This is a genomic window from Pseudomonas capsici, assembly GCF_017165765.1.
GTDB classification, from domain to species: Bacteria; Pseudomonadota; Gammaproteobacteria; order Pseudomonadales; family Pseudomonadaceae; genus Aquipseudomonas; species Aquipseudomonas capsici.
Genome location: NZ_JAFGZD010000004.1, coordinates 311,296 through 332,878, shown reverse-complemented (window position 1 = coordinate 332,878; position 21,583 = coordinate 311,296). Strand labels below are relative to the sequence as shown.

12 protein-coding genes, 1 tRNA gene and 3 pseudogenes are annotated in these 21,583 nt (G+C 53.8%); 9 read left to right on the top strand and 7 right to left on the bottom strand.

The genetic code is table 11. The features are described from left to right. Window positions 1–353: 353 nt before the first annotated feature. From dnaG to JSY17_RS07850, 6 genes and pseudogenes are all read left to right on the top strand, one after another. Complete coding sequence (dnaG, locus tag JSY17_RS07880; RefSeq protein WP_206401475.1) at window positions 354–2,309, top strand: DNA primase; 1,956 nt, start codon at window positions 354–356, stop codon at window positions 2,307–2,309. A 67-nt stretch (window positions 2,310–2,376) separates the two neighbouring features. Next, window positions 2,377–4,227 carry an RNA polymerase sigma factor RpoD gene (rpoD, locus tag JSY17_RS07875; protein WP_117166847.1) on the top strand — a complete coding sequence of 617 codons (1,851 nt, stop codon included), beginning with the start codon at window positions 2,377–2,379 and terminating at the stop codon, window positions 4,225–4,227. Between the two features lie 365 nt (window positions 4,228–4,592). Next, window positions 4,593–7,538 (top strand): annotated as a pseudogene (locus JSY17_RS07870) (EAL domain-containing protein); the annotation flags it as partial. A 15-nt stretch (window positions 7,539–7,553) separates the two neighbouring features. Further along, window positions 7,554–7,630 (top strand) — tRNA-Ile (locus JSY17_RS07865). Between the two features lie 124 nt (window positions 7,631–7,754). Beyond that, window positions 7,755–8,094, top strand: a pseudogene (locus JSY17_RS07860) (site-specific integrase); the annotation flags it as partial. A gap of 612 nt (window positions 8,095–8,706) precedes the next feature. After that, entirely contained in the window at window positions 8,707–9,264 is a 558-nt protein-coding gene (locus JSY17_RS07850; protein WP_206401482.1) for a hypothetical protein, read from the top strand. Between the two features lie 224 nt (window positions 9,265–9,488). Here the strand turns inward: JSY17_RS07850 and JSY17_RS07845 are convergent, their stop codons facing one another. The 5 genes and pseudogenes from JSY17_RS07845 to JSY17_RS25975 form a co-directional block, all read right to left on the bottom strand. Continuing rightward, the gene (locus JSY17_RS07845; RefSeq protein WP_206401483.1) at window positions 9,489–10,448 is read right to left on the bottom strand and encodes a hypothetical protein; all 960 of its coding nucleotides are present in this window, start codon (window positions 10,446–10,448) and stop codon (window positions 9,489–9,491) included. Then, complete coding sequence (locus tag JSY17_RS07840) at window positions 10,448–12,229, bottom strand: ORC-CDC6 family AAA ATPase (RefSeq protein ID WP_206401485.1); 1,782 nt, start codon at window positions 12,227–12,229, stop codon at window positions 10,448–10,450. The genes JSY17_RS07845 and JSY17_RS07840 overlap by 1 nt, the downstream gene beginning before the upstream one ends. Window positions 12,230–12,232: 3 nt before the next feature. Continuing rightward, window positions 12,233–13,459, bottom strand: coding sequence for a metallophosphoesterase family protein (locus JSY17_RS07835; RefSeq protein WP_206401486.1), 1,227 nt, complete (start codon window positions 13,457–13,459; stop codon window positions 12,233–12,235). Window positions 13,460–13,485: 26 nt separating this feature from the next. Then, window positions 13,486–14,280 carry a DNA adenine methylase gene (locus JSY17_RS07830; RefSeq protein ID WP_332875301.1) on the bottom strand — a complete coding sequence of 265 codons (795 nt, stop codon included), beginning with the start codon at window positions 14,278–14,280 and terminating at the stop codon, window positions 13,486–13,488. Window positions 14,281–15,842: 1,562 nt separating this feature from the next. Beyond that, window positions 15,843–15,962: pseudogene (locus JSY17_RS25975) on the bottom strand (transcriptional regulator); the annotation flags it as partial. Between the two features lie 398 nt (window positions 15,963–16,360). Between JSY17_RS25975 and JSY17_RS07825 the strand changes: the two are divergent. Then, window positions 16,361–17,551: an O-antigen ligase family protein gene (locus tag JSY17_RS07825; RefSeq protein ID WP_404823334.1), complete on the top strand. Its 1,191-nt coding sequence runs from the start codon at window positions 16,361–16,363 to the stop codon at window positions 17,549–17,551. On the opposite strand, the gene JSY17_RS07820 is transcribed toward JSY17_RS07825, so the two are convergent. Both JSY17_RS07820 and JSY17_RS07815 read right to left on the bottom strand, forming a co-directional pair. Beyond that, window positions 17,541–18,431 (bottom strand): glycosyltransferase family 2 protein, encoded by an 891-nt coding sequence (locus tag JSY17_RS07820; RefSeq protein ID WP_122371016.1) that lies wholly within the window; start codon window positions 18,429–18,431, stop codon window positions 17,541–17,543. The genes JSY17_RS07825 and JSY17_RS07820 overlap by 11 nt on opposite strands. Window positions 18,432–18,542: 111 nt before the next feature. Next, window positions 18,543–19,781 (bottom strand): acyl-CoA thioesterase/bile acid-CoA:amino acid N-acyltransferase family protein, encoded by a 1,239-nt coding sequence (locus tag JSY17_RS07815; protein ID WP_206401491.1) that lies wholly within the window; start codon window positions 19,779–19,781, stop codon window positions 18,543–18,545. Window positions 19,782–19,925: 144 nt separating this feature from the next. On the opposite strand from JSY17_RS07815, the gene JSY17_RS07810 reads away from it, so the two are divergent. After that, window positions 19,926–20,993 carry an FUSC family protein gene (locus JSY17_RS07810; protein WP_117166841.1) on the top strand — a complete coding sequence of 356 codons (1,068 nt, stop codon included), beginning with the start codon at window positions 19,926–19,928 and terminating at the stop codon, window positions 20,991–20,993. 11 nt (window positions 20,994–21,004) lie between these two features. Next, window positions 21,005–21,466, top strand: coding sequence for an Lrp/AsnC family transcriptional regulator (locus JSY17_RS07805; protein ID WP_095068322.1), 462 nt, complete (start codon window positions 21,005–21,007; stop codon window positions 21,464–21,466). The last annotated feature ends 117 nt before the right edge of the window (window positions 21,467–21,583 follow it).

Here is a 21,583-nt window from a genome sequence, read left to right as displayed (position 1 = left end):
CCAAGACAAATCCGTCAAAGCACGTCCAGCCTGCTTCAGGCAACGTTGATTGATCTGTCCTTCGGGCAGGCTTGATCAATGAGCATGACGAGCATGCCTTGATGACTTCGCAAGAAGCTCAGCCAAGGCAGCGTCTCTTGCGATCACTCAGTGAACACCAAGGCTACAGGCTGAAGTCGAATTCACATGAAATCGCTACGCACTTATTTCCTTTCAAGGCTGCAGGCCCGATTATCGGATGCCGATACCCGTCCGCATGTCGCTATTCTTGCTGACAGAGGCGGCTGAAATGTTCGCGTACGCTGACAGATTCGCCACGATAATTTCGTAATACGCCTGATGACGAGAACGCAATGGCAGGGCTGATTCCCCAAAGCTTCATTGACGACCTTCTGAACCGCACCGACATCGTCGATGTGGTCAGCTCGCGCGTGCAACTGAAGAAAACCGGGAAGAACTTCAGCGCCTGCTGCCCGTTCCACAAAGAGAAAACCCCCTCTTTCAGCGTCAGCCCGGACAAACAGTTCTATTACTGCTTCGGCTGTGGCGCCGGCGGTAACGCGCTGGGCTTTGTCATGGACCACGACAACCTGGACTTTCCCCAGGCGGTCGAGGAGCTTGCCAAAGCGGCAGGCATGGAAGTCCCCCGCGAACAGAACGTCAAAGGCCAGAAGCCACGTCAGCCGACCGACTCCCCGCTGTACCCGCTGCTGGCAGCCGCCGCCGAGTTCTATCGTCAGGCCCTGAAAAGCCACCCGATGCGCAAGGCCGCCGTGGACTACCTCAAGGGGCGCGGCCTGTCCGGCGAAATCGCCCGGGACTTCGGCATGGGGTTCGCCCCTCCTGGCTGGGACAACCTCTACAAGCACCTGAGCAGCGACGCACTTCAGCAGAAGGTCATGATCGATGCCGGCCTGCTGATCGAGAACGCGGAGACCGGCAAACGCTACGACCGCTTCCGCGACCGGGTCATGTTTCCGATCCGCGACTCACGAGGCCGCGTCATCGCCTTTGGCGGCCGGGTACTGGGCGACGACAAGCCCAAGTACCTGAACTCACCTGAAACTCCTGTCTTTCACAAGGGCCAGGAGCTGTACGGCCTGTTCGAGGCTCGCAAACACAATCGCAATCTCGACGAGATCATCGTCGTCGAAGGCTACATGGACGTCATTGCCCTGGCTCAGCAAGGCCTGCGCAATGCCGTCGCCACTCTGGGCACCGCAACCAGCGAAGAACACCTGAAACGACTGTTCAGGGTCGTGCCCAACGTGCTGTTCTGTTTCGACGGCGACCAGGCCGGCCGCAATGCCGCATGGCGGGCATTGGAAGCCACCCTGTCGAGCCTGCAGGACGGACGCCGCGCCCGCTTTCTGTTTCTGCCCGAAGGCGAAGACCCGGACAGTCTGGTGCGCTCCGAAGGCACCGATGCGTTCAAGGCGCGCATCAATCAGCATGCCCAGCCGCTGGCCGACTATTTTTTCGAGCAGCTGACCAAGGAATCCGACCCGCGCTCCCTCGAAGGCAAGGCCCATATGGCCACCCTCGCAGCACCGCTGATCGACAAGGTTCCCGGCACCAATCTGCGGGCACTGATGCGTCAGCGCCTGAGCGAAATCACCGGCCTCAACAACGAAGCCGTCAGCCAGTTGGTACAAAGTGCACCTGCAGATGTGCCTCCCAGCTACGATCCGTACGTCGATTACGACGCCATGCCGGATTTCGCGGATTACCAGCAGCACGGTGGCTACGAAGAGCAGCCACAATGGACGCCCAAGAAAGCCGGTGGTCAGAATCAGAAAAAATGGGACAAGAAGCCTTGGGACAAAAAGGGCAAGCGTCAGGAGTTCGAACCTCGTGCACCACGCGTACCAACGGCCGTCGAACCGCCGATGCAGGCAGCGCTGAGAACCCTGCTGCATCACCCGGAACTGGCCGAGAAAGTCGAAAATGCGAGCCATTTCGCCGCAGAAAACCAAATGCAGGCGCAACTGCTGGTCGCCCTGATAGAGGCCAGACAAAAGAATCCGAATCTTCGGTCGTTACAATTGATAGCGCGTTGGCATGGCACAGAGCAGGGCCGATTGCTGCGCGCATTGGCAGAAAAGGAATGGTTGATCGAGGCCGACAACCTTGAACAACAGTTTTTCGACACTATAACTAGGCTATCAGATAGACAACGTGTGCGACGCATTGATGAACTGGTCGACAAAAGTAGCAAAGTCGGCCTATCCGCAGAGGAAAAAACCCTGCTAGTCCAGCTGTATAATCGCAATGTTTCTGCACAAAACCCGACCTCAACTGGCGCGTGAGGTCACAGCTCGGGTATAATCCTCGGCTTGTTTTTTGCCCGCCAAGACCTTCAGTGGATAGGGTGTTATGTCCGGAAAAGCGCAACAGCAGTCTCGTATCAAAGAGTTGATCACTCTGGGTCGTGAGCAGAAGTATCTGACTTACGCAGAGGTCAACGACCACTTGCCTGAGGATATTTCAGATCCTGAGCAGGTGGAAGACATCATCCGCATGATCAACGACATGGGGATCCCGGTACACGAGAGTGCTCCGGACGCAGACGCCCTGATGCTGGCCGATGCCGATACCGATGAAGCCGCCGCAGAAGAAGCGGCCGCAGCATTGGCAGCGGTTGAAACCGACATCGGTCGTACTACCGACCCCGTGCGTATGTACATGCGCGAAATGGGTACCGTTGAACTCCTGACCCGTGAAGGCGAAATCGAAATCGCCAAACGTATCGAGGAAGGCATCCGTGAAGTGATGAGCGCCATCGCGCACTTCCCTGGCACGGTTGAGCATATTCTCTCCGAATACGATCGCGTCACGAGCGAAGGCGGCCGCCTGTCCGACGTTCTGAGCGGCTACATCGACCCGGATGACGGCATCGCGCCGCCGGCCGAAGTCCCGCCACCTCTCGACACCAAGACAGCCAAGGCTGACGAAAGCGACGATGACGAGGACGAATCGGGCGACGCTTCCGACGATGAAGAAGAAGCCGAAAGCGGTCCGGACCCGGTCATTGCCCAACAGCGCTTCGGTGCCGTTGCCGAGCAGATGGAAATCACCCGCAAGGCGCTGAAGAAATTCGGTCGTGAAGACAAGAATGCCATCGCCGAGCTGGTTGCCCTGGCCGAACTGTTCATGCCGATCAAACTGGTTCCAAAACAGTTTGAAGGCCTGGTAGAACGCGTTCGCAGCGCCCTTGATCGCCTCCGCGCCCAGGAGCGCGCGATCATGCAGCTCTGCGTTCGTGATGCGCGCATGCCGCGTGCCGACTTCCTGCGCCAGTTCCCGGGCAATGAAGTTGACGAAAGCTGGACCGACGCACTGGCCAAGGGCAAGAGCAAATACGCCGAAGCCATTGCCCGTCTGCAGCCGGACATCCAGCGTTGCCAGCAGAAGCTGACCGCGCTCGAAGAAGAAACCGGCCTGAAGATTGCCGAGATCAAGGACATCAACCGTCGCATGTCGATCGGTGAGGCCAAGGCCCGCCGCGCGAAGAAAGAGATGGTCGAAGCGAACCTGCGTCTGGTTATCTCCATCGCCAAGAAGTACACCAACCGCGGCCTGCAATTCCTCGACCTGATCCAGGAAGGCAACATCGGCCTGATGAAAGCGGTGGACAAGTTCGAATACCGTCGCGGCTACAAGTTCTCGACTTATGCAACCTGGTGGATCCGTCAGGCGATCACTCGCTCGATTGCCGACCAGGCACGCACCATCCGTATTCCGGTGCACATGATCGAGACGATCAACAAGCTCAACCGTATTTCCCGCCAGATGCTGCAGGAAATGGGTCGCGAACCGACTCCGGAAGAGCTGGGCGAACGCATGGAAATGCCTGAGGACAAGATCCGCAAGGTACTGAAGATCGCCAAAGAGCCGATCTCCATGGAAACCCCGATCGGTGACGACGAAGATTCGCATCTGGGTGACTTCATCGAAGACTCGACCATGCAGTCGCCAATCGATGTCGCCACGGTTGAAAGTCTGAAAGAAGCCACACGCGAAGTGCTGTCGGGTCTTACCGCCCGCGAAGCCAAGGTTCTGCGTATGCGTTTCGGCATCGACATGAACACCGACCACACGCTGGAAGAGGTTGGTAAGCAGTTCGACGTAACCCGCGAGCGGATTCGTCAGATCGAAGCCAAGGCACTGCGCAAACTGCGTCACCCGACAAGAAGCGAGCACCTGCGCTCGTTCCTTGACGAGTAACAGCACAAGCAAGTCAAAAACCCCCGGCCCGCCGGGGGTTTTGCTTTTCCGGGATAACACTTTCCGGTTAGTAGTTTTTTCACCCCTTTCCCAACGCCGTCTACACTCGTCTCATTACTATCCGCCGCTATGAGGCTGCCATGTTACGACTGTCGGCCATCACACTCTTTTGTCTGATCGGCTCCATAGCAAACGCCAACACCCCGGACTTACCGGCCCGGCCATATCACACACAGAACCCCGACTCCTGGCTCGCCCAGCAGGATTCGAAAGCCTTGCTACTCGCGTCGGACAGCACGCCGACCAGCCTGCAACAGCCCGAAACCCACAACTGGGAAAACAAAGAGCCGGTGCATTGGGAAAATTTTCTACTTTATGGCCTGCCAGGCTTATTACTACTTTCAGCAGCGCTTGCAGCGGTTATTCGTAATAACCGAAAGCTCAGCCTGGAGATTTCCCGCGGCATCGAACTGGAACAAAAACTTCGTGGCAGCGAACATCACTACCGGGGGCTGGTAGAAAGCCTTTCCGCCGTGGCCTGGGAAGCCAACCCGGAAAAGATGACCTACAACTACGTCTCGCCTCAGGCGGAAAGCCTGCTGGGTTATCCCCTGTCGAAATGGCTGCAACCTGGCTTCTGGCGCAGCATCGTGCACCCTGAAGACGTGGATGCAGCCGAAACCTTCTGCAAGCAACAGGCCCTGAGCGGCAACGATCACAGCCTCGACTACCGGGTCCGCAATGCCGAAGGACGGATACTCTGGATCAGAGACATCGTCAGCCTTATCAAGCGCGGCCCCGACCCCATCATTCGTGGCCTGATGATCGATATCAGCGACAGCAAACAGACCGAGGAGGCCCTGCGTCTGTCCGAGGGCAAATTCGCCTCGGTGTTTGCCCAGTGCCCGGACATCCTGATCATCGCTCGCCTGTCCGACGGCATCATCCTTGAAGTCAACAAGGCCTTCGAAACTCAGATCGGCATGAGCAGCGAAGACGTCATCGGTAAAACCGCCACGCAAATCAATCTGTGGGCCGTGCCGGGAGTCGGCCCGAGCTTGCTGGAGCGCCTGCAGCAAGGCCGGATCCGCAATCTGGAAATGCCTCTGCGTCGCAGGGATGGAAGTACCTTTTCCTGCCTGATGTCAGCCGAGCCCTTCGAGATGAGCACCACGCCTGCTGTATTGCTCACCGTCAGCGACATCACTCCTCTCAAGCAGGCTCAGCAGCAGTTGCAGCTCTCCGAAGAGAAATTCGCCAAGGCTTTCCACTCCTCTCCCGACGGCCTGCTTATCGCCCGCACCAGCGACGGCCTGCTGCTGGAGGTCAATGAAGGTTTCTGTCGACTGACCGGCTACAGCGAAAGCCAGTGCCTGGAACGCTCAGGCCTCGATCTGCAGATATGGGTCGACCCGAACGAACGCCAGCAACTGATCAAGCAATTGCAGCAGAATGGCGTGGTACGGGACTTTCGCGGCCAGATCCGCCGCTTGGACGGCCAGGTCCGGCTTTGCGAAATGTCATCCCACCCTCTGCTCATCGGCGGGGAAGAATGCATCATGACCCTGGCCCGGGACATTACCGAACGCCAGCAGATGCAGGAAAAACTGCACCTGGCCGCCACGGTCTTCGAGAGCACTGCCGAAGGGGTGCTGATCACCGATACGCGTCAGCGCATCAACGCCGTCAACCGGGCCTTCAGCGAAATCACCGGCTACGGTGAGGAAGAAGCCTTGGGCCAGACACCCCGCCTGCTCGCCTCGGGCCAGCATGACAGCGCATTCTATGCGGCCATGTGGCATCAACTGGGGGCCGAAGGACACTGGCAGGGAGAAATCTGCAACCGCCGCAAGAATGGCGAGCTTTACCCCTGCTGGCTGACGATCAGCGCCGTGCGCAACAAGGATCGATTCATCACCCACTTCGTCGCCGTCTTTGCCGACATCTCCAGCCTCAAGCACGCCCAGGCGCGCCTGGACTATCAGGCCCACCACGACCCCTTGACCGGCCTGCCCAACCGCACCCTGTTCGAAAGCCGCCTGCACTCCGCCCTGCTGCACAGCGAAGAGTCGGGCAGCCTCGGTGCCGTGCTGTTTATCGACCTGGATCGCTTCAAACACATCAACGACAGCCTCGGGCACCCTGTGGGCGATCTGCTCCTCAAAGGCATCGCACAGCGCCTCAAGGAGACGCTGCGCGACATCGACACCGTAGCGCGCCTGGGCGGCGATGAATTCATCGTCCTGCTGCCCGGCCTGCTGCAACCCGGCGATGCACAAACCATCGGCAGCAAGCTCCTGGCCTGCTTTACCGCACCCTTCCAGGCTGGCGAGCACGAGTTCTTCATGAGTGCCAGCATCGGCAGTTGCCTGTTCCCCACCGACGGCACCGACGTCGCCACACTGGTCAAGAACGCCGATGCGGCGATGTACCGCTCCAAAGCCAAGGGACGCAACCGGATCGAAAGCTACACCCGCGACCTGACCTCCCAGGCCAGCGAACGAATCGCCCTCGAGCAGGAACTGCGCAGAGCCCTGGAACGCAACGAACTGAGCCTCTCCTACCAACCCAAGACCAGCCTGCTGACCAACAGACTGGTGGGTGCCGAAGCCCTGATTCGCTGGAGCCACCCGACCTTCGGCGAAGTACCGCCCGAGCACTTCATCCCGCTGGCGGAAGAGAACGGCATGATCCTGCAGATCGGCGACTGGGTGCTGGAACATGCCTGCCGCCAGATGTGCGAATGGCGCAAGATCTACGCGCCCTTCGGCCCGCTCTCGGTCAATCTGGCCGGTGCACAACTGCGCCAGCCCAACCTGCTCAAACGCATCGAACAACTGCTTGCCGACAACGGCCTGGAGCCCGGCTGCCTGCAACTGGAAATCACCGAAAACTTCATCATGAGCCAGACGGAAGAAGCCCTGTCGGTGCTGCACAAACTGAAAAAACTCGGCGTCCAGCTGGCCATCGACGACTTTGGCACCGGCTACTCATCCCTGAGCTACCTCAAACGCCTGCCGCTGGACATCCTGAAAATCGACCAGTCCTTCGTCCGCGGCCTCCCGGAAGACACCCACGACGCAGCCATCGTCCGCGCCATCATCGCCCTTGGCCGCAGCATGCAACTGACCATCATCGCGGAAGGCGTGGAGACCCCCGAACAACAGAAATTCCTCACCGAACAAGGCTGCGAACAGATCCAGGGCTACATCGTCAGCCTGCCCTTGCCACCCGAGGAATTCTGCTCCAGATTTCTTCTTATGAATCTTTCGGATTTTTCGGATAGCACAGCCGCGAAACCGCCGTTATAATCCGCGGCCTACTGAGGGCCCATAGCTCAGTTGGTTAGAGCAGAGGACTCATAATCCTTTGGTCCACGGTTCGAGTCCGTGTGGGCCCACCATGTTTTAGGAAGCCGCGCTTTGCGCGGCTTTTGTCGTTTTGGGTTTGTGGCAGCCGGATCAGCCCTATGGTCCGAAGGTACAAATACAGTGCGGCTTCGCTTGCACGCCTTTGGAGTCCTTCAGATGGCCACAATCGTCAACCCCCCTGCCGGCAACTGGAAGGCCGTCATCCACAAGACCGGATGGCCGACCAACGCCAAAACCTTCCGCACCAAACGCGACGCCGAGGACTGGTCACGACGTACCGAAGACAATGGTGCGCGGCGTGTATATCCAATGCAGCGGGTCTGAGCGACTGGCACTCGAAAATGCGCTGCAGCGATATCTGCGCGAAGTCAGCCATACCAAAAAGCCCACCACGCAGAAGGCCGAGGCGACCAAGGCTCAGTAGTTGATCCAGCATCTGGGGAAATACTCGCTCGCAGCTCTGTCATCCGAGATTATTGCCAATTATCGCGATTCACCTCGGTGCAAATCGCTGGATTGCTTACTGCGCTAGCCGTGGCAAAACCCCAGAAACCGCCCTAAAGGAAGCCATTGAACATCAGCTAGTAGATTTAGCTGCCGATAAAGTACGTACAACCTATAAGCAAGTAGAGGGCGTTAAAGAAAAAAGCAACGCTTCGAAATCATGTTGACAGCTCCGAGCTAGCAGCTATCAGAGAGCGTGCCAATTCTGAGTGCTGTTCTTCGCGACGCTGGATTGTAGATCCCATTCGCATAGGCTTACCCACGAGCCCCAGCTAGGCATGTCCGAAATCGAAGCTTTAGGTGAATACAACTACCAACTGCTGGCACTAGGCCGGAACCTTAATCAAATTTCTCGGCGTTTGAATGAAGGTAACTACGAACCAATAGCAATCGAGCGATTTGAGGCGCTCAGTGGTCTTGTAGACAGGCATACAGATGTCATGAGCAGTATGATCAGAGGCCGCTTGGAACGGTGGAGCATTATTCAGATACGTTAGGGTGCGTTCTGAGCCCCTTTAGGGAGTCAGATATCACTCTGGCTATTTTAAAATTTAGCCTCCCTGATAGGCAGATTTCGGTTTAAATAAGGAGAACTCAAAGGATAATGCGCATACTGACAAAGATCATAGCTTCTGCTTCGTCTGGCTCCTTCAAAAACCCGGAGCGGTTGATATCTCTGGCCGCGCTTGCGGTTGCTATTGCCGCTCTATTCGTGTCGCTAAGCCAACTCAATATAGCTAGGAAACACAATGTCCTTTCCGTACGACCATTCCTTATGGTTACCCCTCACTTAGCAGGCGTGGGAGGCAAAAATGGCCTATACCTTACCAATGAAGGAATCGGCCTTGGAATACTGACTTCGATGAAAATTTCAGTAGCAGGAAAATCATACAATGGGCTCGGACTAAACCAATGGCCAAAAATTTTGCGCGATATCGGCTTAAATCCATATTGTTTCTCTATTGCATGGCCAACAACCCATGCAGCCGTTAAACCCGGTGCTGAAATCGAAATCTTGGGTCTTTCGAAAATAGTACAACCTGGATGCGAGTCCGCGATGTTTAATTTTCTAATACGAAAAGACATATCCATCGAAGTTCGCTACATTTCACTGTACAAAGAAGAGCATATATTTAGAGGAGATGCGTTCATGAACCTTTAAGCGCCGACGCTTTCACTGAAGCAAACTCACGCCGTCATACTTGTTACAATAATCCATAATTTGGTGGCCTGAGACTTCAGGGCTAGAAATCCTGCGACGCGCGGTGAGGGGCGTAGGGGGCGAGATACGACTTTCACGATGCAAATAACATCTATGCAAACGTAGACCGACCGCCCCCTCTATAGCAGGCTGCGCGCCTACCCCTCTGCCCTTTTCATCGTCCATCAAGACAAATACGGATACCTATCAAGTTTCGTTACTCGACAAATCACGACCTCCGCTGTAGGTTTCACCGCGCCGCCACTTCCTCCTAAACTAGAATAAAGGCAAGAAATCTCAGGATAGTTCATCGCGGCTAGGATAGATGCTAGCGCATGTGGTTTCGGCCCAAACGGCACCATTACGATACCCGCACTACCAAGATATGGATAGAACATTTCTCGCAGGATAGTATAGGATTGATCAACGCTATGAATTGGAGCATAAACTACTCTAGATGAAAAATTCTCCAGGAAGAATTTATTGCTCTGCAATGTTTTTTCTGTATAGTCCTCTAAAGCACCTGGACGCGCGACCAAAGAGAATGTCTGATCCGGCTCGATCTTATGATGCAGGCAAACCGGCCCCCCCTCATTAAAACCTAAACTAAAAATCCCGACAGTCTCTTTATTGTACGTAGACACTGCAGCACAACCAGGCAAAACTATAGGATCGCTAAGTTGCTTTGGAGCCGCCACCCCGTAGTGTTCACCTACTGAATACACAAAGTCACAAAAAACTGTAACTCCAAAATCATAATTCTTTACAAAATTCAATATCTCTGAGTACCAAAATCTAGGCATAGACGAATAATCAATCAGTATTTTGAACTCCTGCGCACCTTCTTTTTTTGCACCAGAGACAGCGCTAAACAAGTTTGTAAATATTTTGTCTGAATCCGTATACTCCAAGGTTAATGGCACAGTTTTGTATCTTGAGTTACGAGCATAGAAATTGGAGTTCTGCTGATAGTCCGAATCATCATTTCCAGAAAACCCGAACACCAGTACTTTATCGTATCCGCCTTCAAACATGCCTGGAAAAAATATAGCGCGCTCCTCATATCCGCACGCAAAAATCGCCAAATTATAATTAGAGAAACACACCTCATCCAAAGAAATATCTTTAACACCTAAATAAGTCATTACAACAACTCCATTTGCTGGGCAGCTATATGCCTGTCAATCCCTCGATCTGCACCGAAAGTCAGAATACCACTAAGCGATATATCACTACCACGACGGGGAAGCAAATTGAAGTGAGGCGAAAGTATATAGGAAAGCCTAAATATCCCACTCTTTACTGGTAAGTTGTCATAGCCTGAACGCTCAGCTATAGGCCGAACCAAGCCCAGCCCGACTGCATCTGATATAACGCTCCAAACAGCATCATTATCGACGTTAAACTTAAACGACAGTAAGAGGTCGGTTGACAGCTTCTGATTGTGGAGACAGTAATGGAAATACTTACCGATCAAAGATAGAATATCATGGACTTTTTGCCCCTGATTTGGTTCATATACCATTCGTCTGTACTCATCGTAAGAGTACGAGCGTAGAATTTTATCTTGGACGGCTGGAGAAATTGGTTTGAAACCTCCAATTTCTCCTCCTGTATTATAAAAAGCGTTAAGGAGGCTTATGAACCGCCTAGGATTCCCATCTGAACAGCGTATTACCATTTCATAGCCAGAGTAGGCTATCGAACTAGAATTTCCTCGATGAAAGCTACGAAGCTCGCGCAAAAGGAGCGCACCCTTCAGTTTGCGCCCAATTTCATCATTAAACTTTTGAGTTGAAACTAGCTCTGAAGCTCGACGTATGGTTTTCTCATTACAATGCTTTTTCACCAGCGACAGCAACTGAAGTTGATCAAGCTTTTCGTCGTTAGACAACAAATAGGAGCTACCAAGTAGAGACTTTAGCGTTACACCGCTATCCTCCCATACACTGTTCTTTAACCTTTTGCTAAAAAGATCCTCACAAAACTTCTCCAACGCTTCGAACTCATTAGCTTTAGACTTGCGCGAAGACACATCGAGATTATCTAAATAAATATAGGAAAAGTCATCTTTTCTATTCAGTGGTACTTTTGTATTAGTTTCCAGAGTATAGTGCTTATAGGGCATCGTTGTTATTTTAAATACAAGCCCATCAGCGTATGTTCGCAGATGTGAGTTCAATATTATCTGATGAAACTCACTGAGATATTCTGCCTCATCTAGACAAATCGCCCAAGCAGCATCAGCAGGGAAAGCAATATGTTGCTTGGTAATTTCAATCGCCCGCTTTAAAGGATCGAAAAGCCCTAACTCGAATGCCATACCTACTGATGCGGCACTCACAGAACTGTCCACACGGGCACGCTGCTCAGCCATAAGCTTTGCATACTCAAGTTCTGAAAGCTTATCTCTCAGTTCCCGTAGGCTCTTTAAATCTCCAATTTCGAACCAGGCCCTACCTATTTTTTCAGATAAAGAGCGCTCAAGTAGAATTCGATCAGGCACATCCTTTGAGTAGCTATCGATGCAGCTTCGTAAAGTATTCAAATAGGAGGCACAGCACGCAGCATTCAAACGCCACTTGAAATGTAACTCCTGCGCTGCGTGGGTCAGCCATGTTGAACTTTTCAATTCGCCAACCCAAGAAAGACGCATAGGAACGTAGACCCCGACAAACCGTCGCGAGCTTATAACTTCTTTCGCATTTGGATGATCTAATCGAGAAAGATACTCATGAGAAAGCATTTTAACTATTGCGGTTTTCCCCGAGCCCCGAGCCCCCAAAATTATGTGATTTTTTGGGGAAATCAATCTGCTGAAGATTTTAGTCCAGACGAACTGCCGTGGGAGGTCTTCGACAGTGCTGTTTCGAGCGTTGTCGTTCTCAAATGGATTGACAGCTTTTGCCACTGTTGAAATTGTCATATTTCACCCCTTGAGAATAACCAACTGATCAAGGCTGAGAGCGTCGATCTCATGCAGTATCAAGCCCATTGACTCAGACACCTGCTTGAGTGACGCCCGGAGATTTTCATTAGTAAAGTAACGAAACTCCGGATACTTATCCAAGAACCCTGACCATTGTATAAACTGAGCGCCTGAAAACTCAGCCTCAAAAGACCGAGTTAGCTTATTTACGAGCTGCGGCCGAGGTAGGAAAGCGCCAAAATTTTGCTTACGCTCAACCCCTGCCCGCCGCAAACTAGGTGTCCATCCTCGACCTGAAAAATGCGTCCAACTTCGTACAGACCCCCTTACATACTTACTATCAGGACACCGATCATGAAAATCAACAAGATGGAAATTATTACCTACCGCTTCAAAATATTTATGATCAAGACTAGCGCTAAAGCTTCCTGCACATAATATATTTAGTGGGTGACCATCATCCTTAATCTCCATCTTGAAGCGGGGAATATGCTTATGACCGTGAATAACAAAATCGAATTGATGCTTAGATATCACGTCAAGCAACCCAGCCGCGTTGGACATAATACTAAAGTCAGGGGCATTGAATGTTACATCTAAATACTGAATAGGATGATGGTGAAAAATGAAGATTTTGAGCTTTTCATTTCGGCCTATAACACCCAGCTTTCGATCAATCTCTGCAAGTTGCTCCGGGCGAACTTCTCCACAGTGAGGCTTTTTATCTGGACCATCAAAAACTGATGTATTCAGAGCACAAACCAAAACCTCATCAAATTCCCAAACAACTAGATAAGGCGCTTCGTCAAATCGTCCTTTGGCTGCTGCTAGATTTTTTCTGAAAATCCCTGCCTCCATAAAGTTTAGGTACTTAGACTTTATCAAATGGCTTTCAGGATGTTTTAGCCCTTCAAACGCTTTAATAATAGCCCAGTCAACATCATGGTTACCAGGACAGAACAATATTTTCCTTTCAGGCACTCTCAGGATATTCGCGACATCAGAAATCCGCTCGGAAGCCAAGTCGAATTCTGGCTGACAGGCTGAGTTAGTAATATCTCCCGGAACCAGTAAATAGTCTGCATTGATAGCTTCTTCAGCTACAAACTTTCTAAACTCGGCAAGGTAATCATCAATGACAGCATCAGTGCCGACCAGCGAAAAATCCTTCGCCTTAGCACCACTTCCAATGTGCAGATCGCTAATCACAGCCACACTGACATTCATTTATAGGCCCACCCAAAACTTGGTCATCAATGATAATTACTAACTATCAACTCATCTACCACTTTTCTGTGAGCACTAAATCCAGCAACGTGACGTCTCACGCTAACTTTTTCTGTGCGCCAAGTGTGGCGTAACTCCTGCCTTATGATATCGCAATCGCTGTATGACAAAATAAACGAGGCACCCGCCCCATCAATTCTGTCCAGAGCTTTTACAAGCCGATCTATATCTGAAAAGTGAAAAGAGCCCAATCCATACTCACCTCTTTCACGTGCCTCTGGCTTAGAATAAGGAGGATCTAAATATACTAGATCGCCAGCCTGAACATTCTCTATTATGCTCTCGAAATCACTATCAATTAGATGGACATTCCTTAATGCAAGTGAGTACCTCAAAAGGTCTACTTTTTCAGGCATCCTTCCTGTTTTTGTCCCCATAGGCACATTAAAAAGCCCAGACTTATTAGTTCTATAGACACCATTGAAACACAACTTATTCAAGTATATAAATCGAGCTGCCCTTAACGGAGCGGATAGATCGTTAGGAACGAGCGCTCTAATCGCATAATAATGCTCCTTAGATATCTCAAAAGACGCTAGCTCCTTATATACGTTCTCCGGACTCGATTGAATTTCTCTGTAAGCCAGCATCAGGTCCTCATTGAGGTCTGAAAGAACAGCTGACCTAGGCAGGAGGTCAAAAAATAGGCAAGCGGAGCCACAGAATGGTTCGTGATAGGTGCCGAATCCCTGAGGAAACCGAGCTCTAATGTGAGGCAGAAGCTTTTTTTTGCTACCAGCCCATCGAAATAGTGGATCCACCACTTACCTACTCATATTATTTGGATGCTATCGCCAGACGACATCAGGCTAGATGAGGCACAGCTAAGAGATGCCTCCACCCCTATGCTCCGCGCGTGCTTTCGTTCCGAATCGGTACGTTACAGCTACAGTACCAAGCTTGGTAGCGTTTCGCTAGAATACGCTACAGCGCCCAGTCCACAGGCTTAGCTCTCTGTACCTACGGTCGGCTACGTTAGCTTTGTCTAGGTTTTAGGATGTGGGCGAAATCATAATCCTTTGGTCCACGTTTCGAGTCCGTGTGGGCCCACCATGTTTTAGGAAGCCGCGCTTTGCGCGGCTTTTTTATTTTTGTGCCCCTGAGCAAACCGTGTGTCCACAAAGTGTCCACAACACCTTTCGGGCTATCGGGATACCAAATACGAAATCTATTTCAACGTCCGCAAAGACGCGAACAAGAAAAATACCCTGAAGCTGTTCGTCGAAAGTGCCTATGTCCGAGACGAAGACGCGGACAATGAGCCAGTCAATTTCAAAAAAGCTGACAAGATGCAGGCTTGGAAGCTGTTTCTGAAAAAAGTCAGAGGGGAGCCCGTGCGGGGACATCGTGGGAACAATCTACAACTCGGAAGATCCCGGTCATAGAAAAAGCCCCCCCGTAAGGGGGGTTCGCGGATGCCCTTAGGGCGAACCCATCAACCGGCACGGCCGGAACCAATGGCGGCATCTGAACACGCATAATTCACGATAGATCAAGAGATATCTCTCAAGCCTACTGAATACGCGCTCCGTATATATCCAGACCACGTAAGGCTACTCAAATTTGAGCAAGGGTTCAACGAACTCGGGCATTTCAAGATCATCGGTAACAGCCTCCAGCTATTTAGCGCACCCATGCAGTCCATCAGTGCCCACTCAAAAAATGGGCATTGCCCCCGTTACCTAGAAGCCAAAACAGGAAACATACTTCCTGTTAAAACCCCCCCCATCCAGCTAGCCTTGAACCTCTGGTATCTGCCCAGCGACATCAATCTATCGATGCTGCCCAAAGAGCTGCACGACAGAAACCGCTTACCAAGGAAGCATGCATGAACACCACAAGGAGCCAAACCATCCTCACCCACCTCTCCCCCCGCCCCGAAAACGCCGCCGATTACACCGGCAAGCGACGTGGAAAGATGACCGCAATTGCCTGGTATCGTCCAAGCCGCTCGGGCAAGGGCACCCTCTGGTGGTGTCGTTGTGATTGCGGGGTCTTTGAATACCGTCGCCCCGGCACCTGGGAAAGCCGACCGTTTCCGGATGACATGTGCAACTCTTGCCTCAAGGCCAAGGGGCCCAATGCAAGGTATACGGCTGCGGAGCGTCTGCAACGCTGGGTTGATGGCCTGCGCAGCCTGGGTTTGAACGATGCGGATATTGCCCGGATTCGGACATCGGGCACGATGGTGAGACCAAGGGCAAGACGGCCACTGAGATACGCCAACAGATGGTTAACGTGCCCATGTGATCTTAGCAAGGGCCAGTGCCGATAAGCCTCCGATCAGGACGCTCCGGTGTCACAACCTGCAGCATGGTCGCCATCACTCAAACATCTCCTCGATTTCATCAAGCACAGGCATGACTGCTGGTATAACCGAAAACTCACAGTCCAGCGCTCCCAGCACTCGTGCGTAGGCCGTCATGCCGACTGAAAGATCGCCTCATGGAAGCCTCTCGACCTCCAGGAAAGGGGGATTTCTCCATACAGATGATGAGCTTGCAATGATTTTGAATAAAAGCCGCACGCCCTTTTCCCCGCCGACGTGTAAGCTACCGGCTCCGGTCAAGTCAAGGATGGCTGGTTTGTTCAGGGATGGAGCACCGCAGGTCTGCTATACAGACGGTAGCGCTCAGTGCGGAAACATGCCGCTACAGGGCTTATACCGACATAGGTCAGACATATTGGGTAGATGCTTGAATTTTTTTGACGCAACACTACAGCCCACCGTTTTCAGGAACACCAACCCAAGACAGCCCGCAAGATACCCCTGATAAATCAGTGGTGTATCCCATACAATTACAGGGTTTATTTAGATGGGCACGAAAAATGTCAGTTGATGTGTCAGCAGAAAGTAGAAACCAACGTTTGGGCAATTTGATCGATAAGTACTTACTACCGCTAGGCTGGCTGATTACCCTGACAGGGATTTTCTGGATCTGGGATCGAGCGCTCTATCACAAGCTTTTTTATATTTTCCTGGCCTTCCCCACCTTTCTGACGCTGGTCCTGCAGCCACGCTTGCTGAAGGCCCTCATCTGCAATCCGCTATTCATCGCATTCAGTGTCTTCAGTATCTATATCCTCATCAGCATTGCCTGGGCCGTGACGGAGGATGATCTGCCAGGCCTGCTCAAACGTCCGATGTACGTCATGTTGCTGCTGTTTTCTACCGGCATCATTGCCTTGCAGTACCCCGCACGACTGGAGCAGTACACACGTCTTTCGGCCCTCTTTGCTGCATTGGTGGCCTGCGTGTCACTGGCCTACTTCATGATTTTCGAGCTGCCTGCCGGCGAAAGCCGTCTGAATGGTTACGGCGTGCTCGAAAACCCGTTGCTCACTGCCCATGTACTGGGCGCATTCGCTGCGTTCTGGCTGGCCACATGGTTTCAGGCGCGCAAGGCCTGGAATCCGGTACCGATCATCTGTCTGGCGTTTCTGGGTGCAGCCATCATGGCAACCGGATCAAGGACGCCGCTGATCGGGCTGACGGCAGCTCTGGGATGGCTGTTACTGGTGGGTGACCGACGCCGCAGCCTGTTGGCCGTAGGGGTCGCCATTGCTGTTCTGATCACTGTTCTGCTGATTCATCCCGACGCAATCACACAACGCGGTCTGTCCTACCGGCCCGCGATATGGATGGAGTCGCTGCGCCAGATCGGCGAACACCCGTGGCTGGGCCACGGTTTCGGCACATCGATGACAGTGGTCATTCCGGGCCTGGACTTCACTCTTGCCGACCCGCACAACATGGAGCTGGGCGTGCTCTATTCGGGCGGCATTCTGGGATTGGCGCTGTGGATGACGCTGTATGGCCTGGCGATCCGCTTCTGCTGGGTCTACCGCAGCCATACCGCCGTGACCATTGCGGCGGCCTGGCTTGTTTTCGGGTTCGCTTCCGGGCTGACTGAAGGCAATGCCTTCATGTCACGCCCGAAGGAGCACTGGTACCTGATCTGGATACCGATGGCACTGGTCTACGCGCAGTCGCTGATTATCTGGCGGCAGGAACGCGCACTCAGGAAGTGATCAGGCGCCACATACCGCGCAGGGTTTTGCGGTTCCAGTACCTGACCGGGATGTCCGCGAGGATTTCCCGGGTCAGCGCTTTATCGCGGTTGGCATACTTGAGCATCATGGAATTACGAAAGTTCATGCATACCTGTTCGTACGCCGGGTGATCACTGAACACCTCGTACGTTTTCAAGACGTTGTCCACCATGAAGCGGCCGTTCTTGAAGGTGTTGCTGGGGTGATCACGATACTGCGCCAGCACCTCACCCAGAATGTCGATGAAGTAACCGGCACGAGCAATTGCCAGCTCGATGTAGATATCTTCCAGACGAATCTCGGGGTTGAAACCACCGACCTTGTCCAGCGCTTCGCGCCGAAACATCAAGGTGGCTGATGCCGGTCCCGGTTTGCGATTGAGAAACAGATCGTCGAAATCCAGGCGGCGGAATGCCAGATTGCGGTTGCGCTGCTCCCGTTCCCCCATGACCTTGCCATCCTGGTCGATGGTCTCGATGTTGGCCGCGCAGATGCCCACTTCGGGCTTGTCCTTCATGTATTCCACCTGGGTGGCAATACGATGGGGGAACATGATGTCGTCCGAGCCGAACGGCACTATCAGCTCGCCCCGCGCACGCTCGATCGCGTCATTGAGGGTACGGGCCAGCCCCTTGTTGGCCTGAAAGCGCAAATCAAAACCATGCTGTTCCTGAAGCTTTTTCAGGAGCTCCGGACTCTCGTCCCTGGAGCCGTCATCGACGACCAGAAGTTCGATATTCGGGTAGGTCTGGTTGATGACGCTATTGATGCTGTCTTCTATGTAGCGAGCGTGATTGTAGGAAGCGATGATCACGGTCACCAGCGGTGTGTCACTGACCTCGTGACGTTGAGCAGACATAAAAAATCCCCTGGGTCGAATCTGTACGGCATTCGGTATTTCTGGGTGAATGCCGGGCTCAAGGCTTGAAAACCTTGGTTGGTATAGTTGCGGCAATACTACTTGAATCGCTCATCTTTTCGTAGCGAGCGCCCCTTCCAGGAACCTCCTGACACCCTGCCACGACTGCTCGTTTGCCCGCGCATTCGCGCTCGGATTGCCATCATCGCTGTAGGTCGCCGGTATGTAAGGCAGAAGAATGGCATGGCCTGCATCCTGAAAATCCAGATGCTCTACCGGCCATGGGTGTTGATGTTCTTTCAGCCGCTGCTCGACCATGCGCCCGAACAGGCTCGAAGGCCATGCAGCATCGTCGGTGCCGGACAGGAGAATGACCGGGCCGCGTATTCTTTCGACTTCGATGGCCACGCGAGCCACAGCATCAGGATCGTCGAGTGCGGTGAGGATGGATTCGGCATTGCGACGTCCGGCGTCGCGGGCTTCCCAACTGGCCGTTCGATTGTTGTTCCACAGGTGGTCCAGCGGTTGACCGCGATACAGCCAGGCGGGGCCGTCGCGTCCTATGGCCGGGTCGGCAGCAGCCTGTCCGCCATGCACCAGAGCGCTGGGAACGTAGCCGATCACGGCGGACACCAGGTCGGGAAACAGGCTGCCGAGCAGCAGCACCAGTTCGCCGCCACGGGACTGACCGCTCAGGGCGATGAAGTCCTGTGCTGGCTTGAGTTCCCGGCGCATCCAGAGCAGCGCCTGCTGAAAATACTCCAACGGGGTATTGGAAATGTATTTCGACAAGCCCGGCGCCTTGAAATAGGCCAGCGCCAGCGCGGCATAACCTCGCGAGGCATAGAGTGCCGCCCGCGCTTCGTTGATGCCGCCACCTGAACCATTGAGGACCATCACGGCAGGATGGGGACCGTCTCCTGCCGGCATGAACAGCGTGCCCACCAGTCCGTCCTCGCGAATATCACGACGGCTGACACCTGGCCCGGCCAGCCGCTGAACCAGGGTCACGGATTGATCGCTGCCCGACAGCGCGACGTCGGTCAGCAGCGGTTCGAGCACCGAATCCGGGAAAACGTCCTTGCTCGCTTCATATTGCGGACGCTGGCTCCAGAGCAGTCCCATGCCCGATACTTCAGCGTAATCGCCCGCTATCGGCGCATCCCGCTGCAGATCGACAATCCCCTGAGCGTCGGCCACAAAGGTCGCACGACTCTGCCAGGGCTGGCCTGCTCCACGGCGAGTCGTGGCCGTGAGGGTTATCTGTTGACCCGCCGTCAGCCCTTCGACACAAATGCGTCGTGGTTCGTCGAGCAGGGCATCGAGTGGAGTGATTGATAAATGTGGCATCCGCTTTTCCCATGAGTCATTGCAGCCCGACACAATGACTCAAAGCAGCAAAGCAATAAACAATTCCCCCTCCAGTTGTGGCTTACTGGGCATCGCTACCATCAAAGCATGGACACTTTCCCAACCCTCGCGGCCATTTAACGCATGACGAATTCGCGCTCTGTTTTCATTCCTTCCTGGCTCCGCCCTGTTCTGCGCCCTGTGCTAGATCCGTATCGCCGCTACCGGCATGCGCGGCTGATTCATGCGGCGCGTATCGTGGTCGGGCTGCTGGTGTCGATCCTGCTGACGTCCGGTCTGAACATGCCCCACGGTGAGTGGGCGTCGGTGACGATGCTGATCGTGATCGGCGGTTTGCAGCACCATGGCAATATCGGCAAGAAGTCCGTGGAGCGCGCATACGGAACGCTGATTGGCGCAGGCCTGGGGTTGTTCGTGGTGGTGCAGCAGGGTTATCTGGAAATTCCGTTGCTGACTTACGTGATCATGTCAGTAATGTGCGGATTCTTCGCCTATCACGCCATTGGCAAGGGCGGTTATACCGCGCTGCTGTCGGCAATCACCCTGTTTATCGTGGCCGGGCACGGGGTCAACCCGATCAGTGATGGCCTGTGGCGAACCCTGGATATCATGATCGGTATCGCGCTGGCCCTGGCCTTCTCCTTTGCCTTGCCGCTGTATGCCGTCTTTTCCTGGCGCTACAACCTGGCCAGCGGCCTGCGCGATTGCGCCAAGGTCTACGGACGCATTCATCAAGGCGAGCCGATCAGCGCCGATGAGCACTTGAAGCTGACCGCTAGGCTCAACGCCACGATGCTGCAACTGCGCTCGCTGCTGCCGTCGGTGTCCAAGGAAGTGAAGATTTCCATGGTCGAACTGGATGCGATCCAGGGCCATTTCCGGATGTGCCTGAGCACACTGGAGATCCTTTCCAACATTCGCCCTGCCGATCTCGATCAGGCCGCAGGCGCTGCCTTGAAAACGTCCATGGACGCCGACTACCGCCAGATCCGCAGGCAACTGATCGGCATGGCCCGCGCCCTGCAGACCGGTGCGACCGAACGTCTGGCCCGCACCTCCGAAAACACGGCCACCCAGGCTGAGATCCCTGCCGAGCTGACCGGTTACCACTTGATGACCCGGCAACTGGCCCACAACCTCGATGGCCTGCAGGAACGCCTGTCCAAGACCGCCAGACGCTGGAAATTCTGAAGGAGAGCACCGTGTCCGATAGCCGCCCTCTCGCTCTGGACGATATCGACCGCCAGTTGATTGCAGCCCTGCAACTCAATGCCCGGGAAAGCGTAGCCATGCTGGCGCGGCAACTGGGTATTGCCCGCACCACTGTCACTTCACGCCTCGCCCGCCTGGAAAGCACCAAAGTCATTACCGGTTATGGCGTGCGCCTGAGTCAGCGTGTCGTGGACGGCGGCCTGCAGGCCTATGTCGGCATTACCGTCCAGCCTCGTTCGGGCAAAGAGGTGCTGCGTCGGCTCAGTACCCTGGCGCAGGTTCAGCAGTTATGCGCCGTCAGTGGCGAGTTCGATTATGTCGCCTGGCTGCGCACCGATTCGCCGGAACAACTGGACCAGTTGCTGGACCTGATCGGCAGTATCGATGGTGTGGAAAAGACCACCACTTCGATCATTCTCAGCAGCAAGATTGATCGTGGTCACGCGGTTTGACCAGACTTATATAAATGGCTGACCGGCTTGAAAGTGGATAACTACTCCCACTTGAAATCCAGTTACGACTTCCACCTACCTTATTGCGACATTATTGAACAATAACTGAAACTAAAT